This is a genomic window from Paraburkholderia guartelaensis (genome assembly GCF_004353905.1).
GTDB lineage: Bacteria > Pseudomonadota > Gammaproteobacteria > Burkholderiales > Burkholderiaceae > Paraburkholderia > Paraburkholderia guartelaensis.
Window position 1 is genome coordinate 38155 of the sequence record NZ_SMOD01000002.1, and the last position, 15129, is coordinate 53283.

13 protein-coding genes are annotated in these 15129 nt (G+C 61.1%); 4 read left to right on the top strand and 9 right to left on the bottom strand.

Features of this window, described 5'->3' with window-relative positions; all coding sequences use genetic code 11:
- Positions 1–308: 308 nt before the first annotated feature.
- The 9 genes from E1N52_RS02390 to E1N52_RS02430 form a co-directional block, all read right to left on the bottom strand.
- On the bottom strand, positions 309–1550 hold the full coding sequence (locus tag E1N52_RS02390) for a c-type cytochrome (RefSeq protein ID WP_246088948.1): 1242 nt from the start codon (positions 1548–1550) through the stop codon (positions 309–311).
- A 64-nt stretch (positions 1551–1614) separates the two neighbouring features.
- Positions 1615–3852 (bottom strand): xanthine dehydrogenase family protein molybdopterin-binding subunit, encoded by a 2238-nt coding sequence (locus E1N52_RS02395; protein WP_133179848.1) that lies wholly within the window; start codon positions 3850–3852, stop codon positions 1615–1617.
- A gap of 1 nt (position 3853) precedes the next feature.
- Positions 3854–4309 carry a (2Fe-2S)-binding protein gene (locus E1N52_RS02400; protein WP_133179850.1) on the bottom strand — a complete coding sequence of 152 codons (456 nt, stop codon included), beginning with the start codon at positions 4307–4309 and terminating at the stop codon, positions 3854–3856.
- 48 nt (positions 4310–4357) lie between these two features.
- Complete coding sequence (locus E1N52_RS02405; protein WP_133179852.1) at positions 4358–5791, bottom strand: aldehyde dehydrogenase family protein; 1434 nt, start codon at positions 5789–5791, stop codon at positions 4358–4360.
- 133 nt (positions 5792–5924) lie between these two features.
- Complete coding sequence (locus E1N52_RS02410) at positions 5925–6887, bottom strand: HlyD family secretion protein (protein WP_133179854.1); 963 nt, start codon at positions 6885–6887, stop codon at positions 5925–5927.
- A gap of 43 nt (positions 6888–6930) precedes the next feature.
- On the bottom strand, positions 6931–7134 hold the full coding sequence (locus E1N52_RS02415; protein ID WP_133179855.1) for a DUF1656 domain-containing protein: 204 nt from the start codon (positions 7132–7134) through the stop codon (positions 6931–6933).
- A complete protein-coding gene (locus E1N52_RS02420) occupies positions 7118–8620 on the bottom strand; it encodes an efflux transporter outer membrane subunit (protein ID WP_133179857.1) in 1503 nt (500 codons plus the stop codon). Before E1N52_RS02420 ends, E1N52_RS02415 begins: the two co-directional genes overlap by 17 nt.
- On the bottom strand, positions 8617–10770 hold the full coding sequence (locus tag E1N52_RS02425; RefSeq protein WP_133179859.1) for an FUSC family protein: 2154 nt from the start codon (positions 10768–10770) through the stop codon (positions 8617–8619). The genes E1N52_RS02420 and E1N52_RS02425 overlap by 4 nt, the downstream gene beginning before the upstream one ends.
- A 230-nt stretch (positions 10771–11000) precedes the next feature.
- Positions 11001–11516 carry a DUF3331 domain-containing protein gene (locus tag E1N52_RS02430; protein WP_246088927.1) on the bottom strand — a complete coding sequence of 172 codons (516 nt, stop codon included), beginning with the start codon at positions 11514–11516 and terminating at the stop codon, positions 11001–11003.
- A 368-nt stretch (positions 11517–11884) separates the two neighbouring features.
- Here E1N52_RS02430 and E1N52_RS02435 point away from each other — a divergent pair, with 368 nt between their 5' ends.
- From E1N52_RS02435 to E1N52_RS43965, 4 genes are all read left to right on the top strand, one after another.
- A complete protein-coding gene (locus tag E1N52_RS02435) occupies positions 11885–12256 on the top strand; it encodes a response regulator transcription factor (RefSeq protein WP_133179861.1) in 372 nt (123 codons plus the stop codon).
- 267 nt (positions 12257–12523) lie between these two features.
- Positions 12524–13918, top strand: coding sequence for a cytochrome ubiquinol oxidase subunit I (locus E1N52_RS02440; RefSeq protein ID WP_133179863.1), 1395 nt, complete (start codon positions 12524–12526; stop codon positions 13916–13918).
- A gap of 41 nt (positions 13919–13959) precedes the next feature.
- Positions 13960–14958 carry a cytochrome d ubiquinol oxidase subunit II gene (cydB, locus tag E1N52_RS02445; RefSeq protein WP_133179865.1) on the top strand — a complete coding sequence of 333 codons (999 nt, stop codon included), beginning with the start codon at positions 13960–13962 and terminating at the stop codon, positions 14956–14958.
- Between the two features lie 14 nt (positions 14959–14972).
- A complete protein-coding gene (locus E1N52_RS43965) occupies positions 14973–15113 on the top strand; it encodes a hypothetical protein (RefSeq protein ID WP_165979318.1) in 141 nt (46 codons plus the stop codon).
- Positions 15114–15129 lie beyond the last annotated feature (16 nt).

A 15129-nucleotide genomic window follows, 5' to 3' on the forward strand; every position in this document is an offset into this window, starting at 1 on the left:
ATTCAAATAGCCGCGCCTTACCGTAATAACTCGATGCCCTGCTTCAGTCTATGCCAATAGCATGTTTGGCGACTACCAAACGGCTGGCTGCGCCCAGCGGTCTCCGCGAAAAATTGGGGCGCCAAGCATGAGGACATCGAGGAGACAGACGCCTGAGGCGCGTGTCACAAGAAGGACAGGTCTAGAGGTATCGACGTTATACACGACAACCTGATGCCGTGCTTTACGAGCGTTCCGGTTCGGGATGCGGGAGATGGAGCCGCCCCCCGGAGGAATGACGGCCGCGTTGTCGTATTGGCTATTGCCTGCTATTGCGCCGAACCTTTCGCTGTTTGCTGCCTGATCTTTTCCACTTCGCGCGGCGAAACAGGAGGCGCCCCGTTATTCCAGCCGCCGCGTATAAACGTCAGAACATTGGCAATCTGCTCGTCGTCGAGCACGTCCGCGAATTTTGGCATCGGGTATGGCGCCGGTACACCGCCGATGACGATGTCGTCCGTGCCGTTCAAGGTCACGTTGATCAGAGAAAGCGGCTGTGCTGCCAGTACGTTCGGGTTGCCGGCAAGCGGCGCCAGCAGGGGTGGAAACCCTCTTCCATCCGGGCCGTGACAATGCATGCAGAAAGCCGTATAAACGCGCGCGCCGGCGTCGTTGGCCGGGCGTCCGAGCGACACCTTCGTTGCTTTGGCATCGTAGGCATAGTCAGGACCGCCCGATCCGCCCGCAGCGGGCAACGATTTCAGGTAGCGCGCAATCGCCGCGAGGTCTGCATCGGACATCGCCTGACTGCTATGGTTGATCACGCTTGTCATCGAGCCGAATGCGGCCGCGCGCAGATTCGCCCCCGTTTTCAGGAACTGTGCGATATCCGCCTCCGACCAGCGGCCCAAACCCGCATTGTGGTCACCCGTGAGGTTCGACGCGAACCAGTTATCTACGGGCGCGCCCGTCAAATAGACGCTGCCGCTCTCGTCGAGTGCCTTTTCCTGAAACCCGACGCCGCGCGGCGTATGGCATGACCCGCAGTGACCCAGCCCTTGCACCAGATAGGCCCCGCGGTTCCAGGCGACGTCTTTGCCCGCCTTGTCTTCATACGCGCCCTTGTGCAGGAACACCATATTCCAGAACATGAGCGGCCATCTCATGTTCAACGGCCATTTGATATCGGACTCGCGATTCGCCTGCTTCACGGGTACAACGCCTTTCATGAAGTAGGTATAAAGCGCGTGCACGTCGGTGTCGCTGACCTTCGCATACGAGGGGTAAGGCATGGCCGGATACAGATTGTGGCCGTCTCTGGCCACGCCTTCACGCAAGGCGCGTGCGAAATCTGCCTCGGTGTAGCGGCCAATGCCGGTATCGGGATCGGGCGTGATGTTCGTCGAATAGATGGCACCCATTGGCGTCATCATTTTCAGTCCACCCACGAACGGCTTGCCATTTTGCGTCAAGTGGCAAGCTACGCAATCGCCCACCTTCGCGAGATATTCGCCACGCTGTATCAGCGCGGCGTCATCCGCGAAAGCCCGGCTCGAAACCATCGAAACCATTAACAAGGCAAGTTCGCAACCGCGGACGAATGCCTTCAACGCCGTTCTCATTGTTGGCCTCCGTCTATACAGACTGCAACTGCCTGCCCACCGGCAGATCGCGCAAACGCTTGCCGGTTGCCGCATAAATTGCATTGGCGATAGCGGGCATTGCCGCCGACGTGCCGGGCTCTCCAATTCCGCCAGGCGCTTCGCCGCTTTTGACGAGATGCACGAGAATTTCGGGTGCCTCGTGTATGCGCAGTATCCGGTAGTCCGTAAAGTTGCTTTGCAGCACGCGGCCCCGTTCGATCGTCACCTCACTGTACAGTGCGCCCGTGATGGCGAAGATCACGCCGCCCTGAATCTGCGCTTCCACCGTGTTCGGATTGACGAACATCCCGCAATCCACGGCACACACCACACGGTTTACGCGCACTTCGCCCTGCTCGACCGTGACTTCGGCGACCATCGAAAGATAGCTGCCGAAGGCGTGCATCACGGAAACGCCTCGCCCCTGGCCCTTCGGTAATGCGCTCCCCCAGTTCGAAAGCCGGGCGGCAATATCGAGCACGTTCAGCGCGCGCGGCGACTTGCCGAGCAGATCGCGGCGATACTGCACGGGATCGGTCTTGGTCTGTACCGCAAGCTCATCGATAAAGCTTTCGACGACAAACGTACCGCGCGTTGGGCCGACGCCTCGCCAGAATGCAGTCGGGATCGCATCCGGCTCTTGCCGCACATAGTCGACGAGCTGATTCGGCAAGTCGTAGGGTAGCGCAGCCGCCACTTCCACCGCATCGGGGTCGACGCCGTTCTTGATCGTCGAAGGCGCGAACCGCGAAAGGATCGACGATCCGGCAATGCGATGCTGCCATGCGACCGGTTTGCCATGCTCGTCGAGACCCGCCGAAATGCGGTCGTAGTAGTAAGGGCGGTACATGTCGTGCTGGATGTCCTCCTCGCGCGTCCACGTTACCTTCACGGGCGCGTTCACCTGCTTCGCGACTTTCACCGCCTGTGTGACGCCATCCACTTCGAGCCGCCGCCCGAATCCGCCGCCGAGCAGGAAGTTGTGCACCACGACTTTATCCGCGGGCAGGCCTGTGATTTTCGCCCCTGCATCGCGCGCGCGTGTCGGGACCTGCGTGCCGACCCAGATATCGCAGCTATCCTGCTGCACGTGCACCGTGCAATTCATCGGCTCCATCGTCGCGTGCGCAAGGAACGGTTGTCGATAGATCGCATCCACACGCGTCTTCGCACCGGCGAATGCGCGGGTCACATCCCCTTCCTTGCGCGCGACCGCCCCTTCGCCCTGTGAGGCCCGCTCCAGATCGCCGACGATCGTCTTGATCGATACGGACGCGCCCGCCCCTTCGTCCCAACTGATCTTCAACGCCGCCGCGCCGCGCTTCGCGGCCCAGGTATGGTCACCGACCACGGCAACGCCATTGTCGATCTTCACGATCTGGCGCACGCCTGGGATCGTCCTCGCCGCGCTATCGTCCACTGCTGCGAGTTTTCCGCCGAACACGGGACAGTTGACGATCACCGCGTACACCATGCCGGGCAGCCGCACATCCAGCCCGAACATCGCGCTGCCGTCCACCTTCTCGGGCGAGTCGAGCCGTCGCGCCGTCGTGCCGATGAGCTTGAAGTCTTTCGGGTCCTTGAGCGTGACGTCACCCGGAACCGGCAGCTTGCCGGCGGCTTCCGTGAGCTGGCCGTAAGCGAGCGTGCGATTCGTGGCAGCGTGCATGACCTGGCCGTTCTGCGCGTGGCACGTCGCGGGGTCGACCTGCCACTGCTGCGCAGCGGCGTTGACGAGCAGCGCCCGCGCCGTGGCCCCGGCGCGCCGCATCGGCTCCCACGCATAGCGAATCGACGTCGATCCGCCCGTCAACTGACCGCCTAGCAAGGGATCGAAGAACAGCTTCTCGTTCGGCGGCGCGTGGTCGATCGTGACGCTGTCGAGCGGGACTTCCAGTTCTTCGGCGATCAGCATCGGGATCGAGGTGTACACGCCCTGTCCCATTTCGACCTTCGGGATAATGAGCGTCACCTTGCCCGACGTGTCGATCTGCACGAACGCATTCGGCGCAAACACCGCGCTCTGCGCAGGCTCGACGCCGTCGCCGCCAATCACCGTCTTGCGTACGTCGCCCTCGCTGCGCGCGGGCAAGCTGAACCCGAGTATCAACCCGCCGCTGCCCAGCACCGCCACGCTCGCGCTGAACTTCAGAAAAGCCCTGCGTGTAAGGCCGGATAGCGCTTTGTCCCGCGGTTCGCCATTTTGCGCATCAAGGAGTCCCTGCGACACGTCACGCCTCCTTGACCGCCTGTTTGATGGCCGCGCGAATGCGGTTATAGGTGCCGCAACGGCAGATATTGCCCGCCATCGCCGCATCGATATCGGCGTCGCTCGGGTTGGCGTTCTGCGCGAGCAGCGACGCCGCCTGCATGACCTGCCCCGACTGGCAATATCCGCACTGAACCACGTCGAGCTTGCGCCACGCGGCCTGAATCCGTTTTCCCGCGGGCGTATCGCCGACTGCCTCGATGGTCGTGATCTTGCGCTCGCCCACGGCCCCGACCGGGTAGACGCACGAGCGGACCGCAACACCGTCGACATGGATGGTGCAGGCACCACACTGCGCGATTCCGCAGCCAAACTTGGTGCCCGTGAGCCCGACGAGGTCACGCAACACCCACAGCACGGGCATGTCGGGCGGCGCGTCCACCGTATGCGGCTGGCCGTTGACTTCAAGCGTTACCATCAAGACTCCTGATCAGTCGTACGTTTCAGCGGAATCCATGCGCGGCGCTTAGCCCTGCCTCATGACCATCAAACGCAGCTCCGTCATGTCCTCGATCGCGTATCGCACGCCTTCACGCCCGATGCCCGAATCTTTCACGCCGCCATACGGCATGTTGTCGACGCGGAAAGACGAAATGTCGTTGATGACCACACCGCCCACGTCCAGTTCATCCCAGGCGCGGTGAGCATGCGAGAGCGAATCGGTGAACACGCCTGCCTGCAGGCCGAAGTCACTGTCGTTGACCGTAACGAGCGCTTTTTCGAAATCGTCGAATTTCTCGAGGATGGCGACGGGCCCGAACGCTTCTTTACGATAGAGATCGGTATCGCGCCCGACGTTCTCGACGAGTGTCGCCTCGAACATCGCGCCTTCCACCTTCCCGCCCGCGATGATGGATGCGCCCGCCGCCACGGCGCTTTCCATCCAGCCCGCGAGCCGCCGCGACTCGGACACCGATATCATCGGGCCGACGAAAGTGGCCTCGTCCTTGGGATCCCCCGCCTTCAGCGATTTCGTTTTGGCAATCATCTTCTCGCGCAGTTCCTCGTAGAGCGACGCGTGCACGAGAATCCGCTGCACATGAATGCAGCTTTGACCCGACTGATAAAACGCGCCAAATGCGAGCCGCTCGACGACGTAGTCGAGTTTCTCCCGCTGATCGGCATCGACGATCACGGCCGCATTGCCACCCAGTTCCAGCACTACCTTCTTCTTGCCCGCTTTCGCCTTCAACTCCCAGCCCACCCCGGGCGAGCCCGTGAACGAAAGCAGCTTGAAACGCTCGTCCGTCGTGAAGAGATCCGCGCCGTCGCGATGGGCGGGAAGAATCGAGAACGCGCCCTTGGGCAAATCGGTTTCCGCCATGATCTCGCCGATAATGAGCGCGCCGATGGGCGTGCGGCTCGCGGGCTTCAACACGAACGGAACGCCGCAGGCGAGTGCCGGCGCTACCTTGTGGGCCGCGAGGTTGAGCGGGAAGTTGAAGGGCGAGACAAACGAGCACGGACCGATGGGAACCCGCTTCACATAGCCCTGGTATCCCTTCGCGCGCTGCGAAATCTCGAGATTGATGATTTCGCCGCCGATTCGCACCGACTCTTCTGCCGCGACCTTGAACGTGTCGATCAGACGGCTTACCTCACCGCGCGAATCCTTGATCGGCTTGCCTGCCTCGATGCAAAGCGCCACGGCCATCTCTTCGGCACGCTCGCGAAAACGTGCCACGCAGTGCTCGAGCACGGCTTGACGTCTATACGGGGCAAACGTACGCATCTCGGGCATTGCCGCTTCGGCGAAGCCAATGGCCTTGTCGATCGTTTTGGCGTCGGCAAGCGCAACACGCGTCGCGACTTCGCCGCTGAACTTGTCCGTCACCTCCAGGTCCGTATTGGCGGCGACTGCCTCGTTCGCAAGGTAGTACGGGTAGCTCTCCTGCAACATGACGCGCTCTCCTTCTTTCAAGGCGACCGAATCCAGAATAGCTACGGACCGCCCGAGCGTCTTTTTCGAAAACACGCAATTTGTCCGCTCTCCACGAGGACGGGCCGGAACGCAAAGCACCGCCACGCACGCGTCATCCAGCCTGCTTTGCCGCGCTGAGCGTAATCGTGCACGTCATGCCCATCGCGAGATGGACGTTGCTCGGAACGTCATCGAGGTGAATCCGCACGGGCACTCTCTGGGCGAGGCGAATCCAGGTGAACACCGGGTCGACGTTCGCCAGCAGTTCACTCTGCCCCGTGGGATTGTCCCGATCCACGATGCCGCTCGCGATGCTATCGACATGCCCCTCGATGTCCACCTTCGCGCCCAGCAGCCGGACGATGGCGCGGTCGCCGATCCGAACGCCCTGTATCTTCGTTTCCTCGAAGTAGCCGTACACCCAGAACGAGTGCGAATCGATCATGGCCATCCGCGCGACGCCCGCCGTGGCGAAATCCCCTGGAAAGAGATTCAGGTTCGTGATGTAGCCATCCGTCGGTGCACGCACACTGCTTCTTTCGAGGTCGAGCCGTGCAGTCTCGCGGTGTACGAGCGCGGCTTTGAGGCTCGCCTCGGCGGCCGCATGAGCGGCGCGCGCCGCATCGAGCGTGGATTGGGATTGCTGTGACTGCCAGGCGTAGTCCGAACGCAGTTCCTCCGATACGACATCGGCAGAAAGCTTCTCGCGCCTCGCCGCCTGATCCTTGCGCATTTTCAGTTCGTACTGGCTCGCATTCGAAAGCGACTCGGACTGAAGCAACTGCGCCTGCGCGCGCGCCACGTCCGCATCGGCCTGTTGCAACGCATAGACGAAGCGGTCCGGATCGAGCACGTAGAGCACTTCGCCCTTATGAACCCATTCGTTGTCCTTGACCCGAACTTCCTTCACGATTCCCGAAACGTCGGTCGAAAGATTGATGACGTTTGCCCGCACGCGTCCGTCGCGCGTCCACGGCGAATACATATAGCGATCCCAGATTGCGTGCATGAGCACGAGCGCAATCACGACCACGACCAGCGTGGTCGCAAAGCGTATGAAATACGGCTTGTTCATCTATCGCCTCGTTTTCCTGCGGCGGCCTCGGGGGCATCGGTAGCTACGTTCGCTGCACGATCAGCGCCGCGCCGCAGAATAGCGCGACGAACACCGCAACCCGGAACAGGCCCGGATGCCACGCGAACTGATAGGCACCGACCTTCGCCAGACACATGTCCACCGCTACGAACACAACGACGCTCCCCAAAAACACGAGCAGCAGCGTGGGCGCAAAGAAACCGAACAGGTCAATTTCCACGGGCATCGCTTTCCCCTTCCTTGGCGCCGACCGGCATTGCGTTGATCTGCGCGCCTCCGCCCAGGTCTTTCATCAGCAGCACCCATGCGTCGACGCGTTGTGCATGGATCAGAGTGAGGTCGCGCTCTTGTTCGAGCATGATCTTTTGCGCCACCAGCACATCGAGGTACTCGGTGATCCCGCCTCGATAGCCGCTGACCGCGAGATCGTAGGCGCGCCGCGACGATTGCCACGCCGATTCGGCCGATTGCTGCTGAACGTCGAGCGACTGGAGCGACGTCACGTCCTGAGCGACGCTCTGCATGGCGGACAACACCGTGTCGTTGTATTTGAGCACCGCGTCGTCATATTCGGCGTTTGCCACGCCGAAGTTGGCGCGCCGGCGGCCCGCATCGAAAATCGGCAATGACCCGGCAATGCCGATGCTATGCCCGACCGCGTCGCTATTGATGAAGTTGAAGAATCCGCCGAACGGCGCCAATGACGCGAGTGAGGCGCTGGCGACGAGATCGATGTTGGGATAGAAGTCCGCGTGCGCGGCATCGATCTTTTTCGCGGCTTCCGCAGCCCGCCACCGTTGCGCGACGACGTCGGCGCGATGCCCGACCAGTTCCGCAGGTAATGCCGAAGGCAGTGCCGTGGCGACGTTGCCCGGCAGCGACGGCGCCTTCAGGCGATCGCCGAAACCCGGCCCCTCGCCGACCAGATACGCAATCTGCAATCGGGCAAGCGCAATCTCGTTCAACGTGCGTGCGATATCGGTTCGGCCTGCTTCATATTGCGCTTTCGCCTGGCTCGCGTCGATCTCGCCACTGATTCCCGCCGCGCGGCGCTTGACCGCGATATCCAGGTTGCGCGCCTGTTCCTCGTTGATCGACCGATAAACCGCGAGCAGCGCTTCCTGAAGCGCGAAACGCGTATAGGTGCGCGCAACGGCCGTTTCGAGTTCGACTTTGGCGAACTGCGCGTCCGCCACCGAAGCCTGCACGTGATTGAGTGCGCCCTGCTCGATTGCGCGATTCTTGCCCCAGAAGTCGAGGTCCCACGAAAGCGTGACCGCCGCGGCATTGTTCCAGACCGTGGTGCCGCCGGGCGGCGAAGGGGTCGCGTAGCGCGGGAAGCGCGTGCGGGCGAAGTGGCCATCGCCCTCGATATCGGGCAGTTCGTCCGCATGCGCCGCGCGCGCCTCCCAGATCGCGGCGGTGACGCGCGATCTCACGATCGCGAGCGTTGGGCTGCCCTTATCGGCCTGCTGCATCAACATGTCGAGCTGCGGGTCTCGCCAGGCGAGCCACCAGTCGCTCGTGGGCCAGTTCGCGTCGCTGACCGCGGTGCGCATGGCACTGCCCGCGTCTACACCGGCGGGATCGATATACGAAGCCTCGGGCTTGATTCCCGCGCCATTGATGCAGCCCGCGAGCACCGCGAGCGTTATCGAAGAAACGACACGTAGCGCGAACGCGCCAGCACCGGAACCCGCGAAGGCGCTCATGACTCGGCCGCCGCGACTGCCCTGAGGCGCGGCAGCTGATCGGTCAGCGCCGCCCAGGTCGAATAGAGCCGCGCACGCATCTTCAGTATCGCGCGGCATTCGTCCGATTCCGGATCGCCAGGGGGACCAGCCAGCGCGTTCAATGCCCGCCTGATCGCCGCGAGCGCCGTTTCGACCGATTCGGCATCGGCGCGCTGTGCCAGTCGTTCCATCGCGCTGAGCCATTCAGCCTGCGCTTCGCCCCACGCCGGCGGAAGCAGATCCGGCTGCGTGAACTCGAGGTTGCGCACTTTCATCAACGTGTTGACGATCCATAGCTGGTCGAAGGCCCAACTCGTGGCGCGTTGCAGTTGATCCGGCGTGACGTGCGGCAACGTCGAGATATGCACGATCAGGTCGCGCATGGCGATTCCGACCTGTATGGCGTCGTTCGTATCGACAGGATCGCGCGCCGCGCGCTCCACGATCGAGCGAATCCGCGTCGCGGAGCGGCTCGCCATCCAGGCACCTTCTCGCGAAACCACGAGGGAAAACGCCACGGCGGAGACACCGATGCCGATGAGCAGGCCGAATCCGCGGTCGAGAATATAAGGCGGGTTGTAGACCGCGACGTTCGTTGGCGTGAGCACATAACAGAAGTAAATGTTGAACCCGGCGCCGAAAAGCGCGACACGCGGAAACGTATTGACGTAGCTGCCCAGGAACAGCACGATGCCCAGACATAGCGCGAACAGTGTGACGTCGCCCAATGCGGGCATCACGAAGAAGTTCGCGCCAAAGCCTACGATCCACGCGATCAGGCATCCGACAAAGACTTGCCAGCTCGCAACGGCAGGTGTCGGGCTAAGCGAAAAGAATCCGCTCGTAATGCCTGCCGCCACGACCGCGCTATAACCGTTGTCCCATCCCGAGAGCACCCACGCGTATCCGACGACTGCCACCGCCAGCGCCGCGCGCACGCCCGCTATCGCCGCCGTGAAGCCGCTCGTATGCAGCGGGACGCTGCGGATAAATGCCACCGCTTCGGCAACGGGCTGCGTGAACCGCACTCTCGGCGGGTCGATGAGCACCTTGCAGGTATTGCAGAACAGACGAAGCGCCACGACCGCCGACCACGCCTCGGCCGCGACCATCGCGATGGCCTCGTAACCGGATTCGTCCTGCTGTTCGTTACCGTTCGTCCTGCGGTCGAGATAGAGCAGCAACGACGCTTCCAGTGCGCTCAATCTCTCGATCATGCGCTGGAGCCCGCTCGCCGTTTCCAGGCACGCCGCATTCTCGTTCGCAATGACATTCGCCACCTTGCCGAATATCGCGTCAACCGTCGAGCGAAGCGCTTCGCCTATATTCGCCGAATTCCGCCGCGCGCGAAAAACGGAAAAGATGCGCGTGACGACACCGAGAAACGTCTTGTCGAGTTCCAATAGCCCCTCGTCGCGCAAACGCATTTCCGGCTCTTCAAAAACGGCAGCCGTACGCAGACCTTCCATCGTCACGCTCTCGCGAACCAGCTTGAGGTAGGTTTCAACCGGTTCATACCCAGGCTCGCCGCGCACCGCGCCGCGCAGCGAGTTCAACAATAGCGTCATCGCGTTTGCACGCCATTTGGTGAGCGCAGGCACGACCCTCTGCGGAAAAACCAGCGCACTCACGAGACTGCCGCTCGCCACACCAATTAGGACTTCGCTGATCGTATAGATGATGTTGTACGTCACGTCATAGGGCGTCGACCACTCGGGCACCGTGGTAATACACGCGGCATAGCCGGACAGCACGAAGCCGTACGACTGATAGTTCTTATAGTACGAAGCCCCGGCGACGAAGAGCCCGACCCACACAGCGAGACCGGCCAGGAAAAGCGCGGGCTGCTGCGCGAAGAGGATGATCAGCATCAGTCCCGCAAGGCATCCGCAGATAATGCCCAGGGTCCGGTAAAAGGCGCGCGCAATCACCATCCCGCTTTGCTGATGGAACATCACGATCACCGCCGAGACCATGGCCGTGCCGGGCGCGCGCAGTTCGAGCCGCATGCATATCAGCATGCTCATGATCACGGCCAGCGCAGCCTTGAACGCGTGGACAATGCGCGGAAGCTCGTCGCCGTACACATCGGCAAATTCTTTGCGCAATCCCTCCCAGGTCGTCATCATGTTCGCTTGACCTCACCCGTCAACCGCGCGCCATACGACTCCTCCACTCGATCGTTCGGAATCGTTCTGGCATTTATATTAGCGCGATCAACGGGCCGCCTCTTTCGTGAAATGGCGAGGAATATTCTGGAACAACGGCGATTCGTGATTACCGGTCGATCAATTGCGCTAGCTAATGCATCGAAATGGAAAGATTGCAATGCATTGACTACCCGAAAGCAATTCTCCTTTTAACGTAACGCTGTCAATCCGCAAGCGTCTACGTTCCATTCTTCCTGTGAGGCGCGCGGGCAGCAGGCGTCCACGGCCGAAGCGAGAATCATCGCGCCGACGTTCTTCGGTGCCGGTCTGGTTGGACGTGGACGAAAGATCTCGTCGCCGGGCGCGATCAATTTGCCGCTCATCGCGCAACGGCCGCTCACACGGGCATGCGCGGCGACCCACAACTGCTCCCGGTAGCAACATCTGGTCGGATCGCGCCAGTCGATCGTCAACGAATGGGCGCTTGGCCGGTCGATGATACGGACGAAGGGGCGCCAGTCCGAAACGTTGGCCTCCACGCCGCGCCGGCATTTCGCAGGAAGAACAGGCTCCACGTCGACAATTTCCGAAGCCTCCGGTATGGACAGCAAACCTATCGTGCGAATCCATGGATCGACGAAGTTCGTATTGGTCAACATCGACGCCTCCTTTCTCTCGGCAATCACGTCCTGCGAGCCGGCCCGACAAGCCGGTTCGACGTGCAACCAAGGTATCGCCGATCGTCGCGGTGAGACAGCCCTACAAAGGGTTGTGCCGCGCGCAGGATTTTTCCGCGACCCTATACCTTCGTTTAAGCCCGCGCTGGAGGAACGCTTTCGACTGGTTCAAATCACTCCGATGTAAATAGCGCTTACATACTCGCCGGGGGAATAGCGCTGCGTACCGCGCTTTCTTTCAGCAGCCTTCTTGTCTTCATCGAGTCGGCTGAATGAAAGAAACGGGCGATGCCTCGCTCACTTTTATACCTTTGTATGATTACCGTGCCCCCTACGCCGCACTATTCTGCAATGCGAAAGTCTAACAACCTGCAGGACTGCCGCACTCCGCCTGGGCAGTCCGTCCGAGGGATCGCGTGACTCCAGTCGCTCTTGTCTCGATAGTCGAGGACGACGAGTCGGTTCGGGAATCAATCGAGAGTCTCATTCGAGCCATGGGATGGGAAGTCTTGACTTTCGACTCAGCCGACGCGTTCCTCCGTTCAGGCGCCGTGCACAAAACGCGGTGCCTCATCTCGGACGTCACCATGCCGGGAATGTCCGGCCTGGAAATGCACGCGCAGTTGCGCAAGCAAGGCCATGCCCCGCCAACCATCTTCATTACCGCGTACCCAACCGCGCAGGACGAATCCGTGGCGCTCGCCAACGGCGCACTGGCCTATCTCGAGAAACCGGTTGATTCCAGCGTAATACTTGAAAAGGTTCGCGAGGCGATCGGTAAGTCCTGAAATTGCGGTCACCACTTCGATCGCCTCGTTCCGTCACACTGTGTCGACCGCGTGTAAACGAGTCACGCTTTCGGCTTCGCTCCGCTTTGTATTCACCATCCTCGTTTTAACGCCCGTTGTACTTCATCCCTATACGACGGTATAGGTCAGTGGCATTGCGTGCCGCATGTCGCATACCGCAGTAGTGTTTCCAACACTGTCGCGGCGCGCTAGTGTGCTGATGTCGGACCGGATGCGGTCCGCTCATCCTGCTAGAAGGTGCTCACGATGGATGCCAACGCGCTCGATCTGTCACGGCTTCAATTTGCCTTCACCGTATCCGTCCATATCATTTTTCCCGCGCTCAGTATCGGCCTGGCGAGTTTCCTTGCGGTCCTTGAGGCGTGCTACCTGAAGACAGGCAAGCCGCACTACAAGGCATTGTCGATGTACTGGGCGAAGATATTCGCCGTTGGCTTCGGCATGGGTGTCGTTTCCGGCGTGGTGATGGCTTATCAGTTCGGCACGAACTGGGCGGGTTTCTCGCGCTTTGCCGGCCCGATTACGGGCCCGCTTCTCACCTACGAGGTGATGACCGCTTTCTTTCTCGAAGCCGGATTCCTTGGAATCATGTTGTTCGGCTGGGAAAAGGTGGGCGCGAAAGCTCACTTTGCAGCAACGCTGCTCGTTGCCGTCGGAACGCTCATCTCCACGTTCTGGATTCTCGCCTCCAACAGCTGGATGCAAACCCCACAGGGATTCAAGATCGAAGACGGTCATGTCGTTCCCGTGGACTGGCTCGCCGTCATTTTCAATCCGTCGTTTCCGTATCGCCTTGCGCACATGACGATCGCAGCGTTTATCGTCGCCGCGCTGGTCGTTGCAGGGACGGGTGGGTGGCATCTTCTGCACGGGCGGCGTGACCCCGAAGTCAAGACCATGTATTCGATGGCGCTCTGGCTGCTCCTCTTTCTCGCCCCGATACAAGCCTTCGTTGGCGACCAGCACGGGTTGAATACCCGGCGCTATCAGCCCGTCAAGATCGCCGCGATTGAAGGTCTATGGGAAACGGAAAAAGGCGGCACGGCGCTCAATCTCATCGGCTTTCCCGATATGAACGCAGAAGTGACGCGTTATGCGATCAGGATTCCCCATCTCGGCAGCCTGATCCTCACGCATAGCTGGGATGGCGAAATTCGCGGGCTCAAGGAGTTTCCCAAAGAAGATCGCCCGAACTCGAGCCTGATTTTCTGGACCTTCCGGATCATGGCGGGGCTTGGCGTACTGATGATCCTGACGGCGCTCGTGGGCGCGCTTCTTCGACGCGGCGCAAGACTCTTCGAGTTTCGCGCTTACCAATGGCTCACCGTCATCATGGGCCCAATGGGTATCGTCTCGCTCATTGCCGGCTGGATCACCACCGAGGCGGGTCGCCAGCCCTGGGTCGTATTCGGCGTATTGCGAACGAGGGATGCCGTCTCGCCGGTGACTGCCCAGAGCGCGGGTGTCTCCCTGCTCGTTTTCTTCATGGTTTATGTGCTCGTCTTCGGCACGGGCGTCTATTACATCCTCAAGCTCATCTACGCCGGCCCGCCTCTGCAGAACGAACCCGCGGTGCCCGCCAAAGTCGCAGCTCACCCCGAGGTGGGCGGCCGCCGTCCACTTGCCGCGGCCACCGAATAGTCGTATGCCAAGCCAGATGCGCAATTCTTCAGGAGCCTGCCATGGATGTCACGGTAGTCTGGGCAACCATTATCGCCATTGGCCTTTTCATGTATATCGTCCTCGACGGGTTCGATCTGGGCATCGGGATGATGTTCCCGTTCTTCCCCTCGGACACCATCCGGGACATGCTGATGCACAGCATCGCCCCCGTATGGGACGGCAATGAGACGTGGCTCGTATTGGGCGGCGCGGCGCTGTTTGCCGCCTTTCCCATGGTCTACGCCGTCGCGCTTTCAGGGCTTTATTTGCCGATCATCTTCATGCTCGTGTGCCTGATTTTTCGCGGCGTCTCATTCGAGCTGCGCGGCAAGGCCAGCCGGACGAAAAACCTCTGGAGCCTCGCCTTCATCTGCGGGTCCGCCGGCGCCGCATTTTTCCAGGGGGTGATCCTCGGCTCCTACCTGCAGGGCATTCCCGTGAAAGACGGCGTTTTCTCGGGCGACCCGTTCTTCTGGGTTTCCCCCTTCAGTTTCCTCACCGGCATGGGCCTCATGGTCACCTATGCATTGCAGGGCGCCACCTACCTCGTCATGAAGACGGAGGGCGAACTGCAAGACAGCCTCTTCGGGATCGTTTGGCCCATGACGCTCGCGCTGCTGGCGTTCATCGTCGCCGTGAGCATCTGGACGCCGCTCACGGATGCCGAGGTCGCCGCGCGATGGTTTAGTTCGTCGTTCCGCTATGGCCTTTACCCGGTCCCGATTCTCGTTGCGGTGACGGCGGTCGCCATGTATCGCGCAGTGAAGAGGCGCTCCGATTTCGCGCCCTTCCTGCTTTGCAATGCCCTGATCCTTCTTGGCTATCTTGGCCTGCTGATCAGCATCTGGCCGTATGCGATTCCGCGTTCCGTGACGTTGTGGCAAGCGGCGTCACCCCGGTCTAGCCAGGTATTTGCGCTGGTTGGCGCCGTGATCATCATCCCGATCATCGTCGTTTATACGACTGCGGGCTACTGGGTATTTCGCGGCAAAGTCCAGGAAGGCAGCCAGTACCATTGATGGAGGAGAGAACCATGACGGATACCCCGCACGAAGAGCAGCCGACCCTCGGCAAGCGTATGACGTGGTTTGCCATACTCTGGCTGCTCGGTTTCGTCTTTACCGTCCTGCTCGCCATGCCCTTTCATTTTCTCGTTGTGGCGCTGCAGCGTTGATGGCGGTTGAACGCGC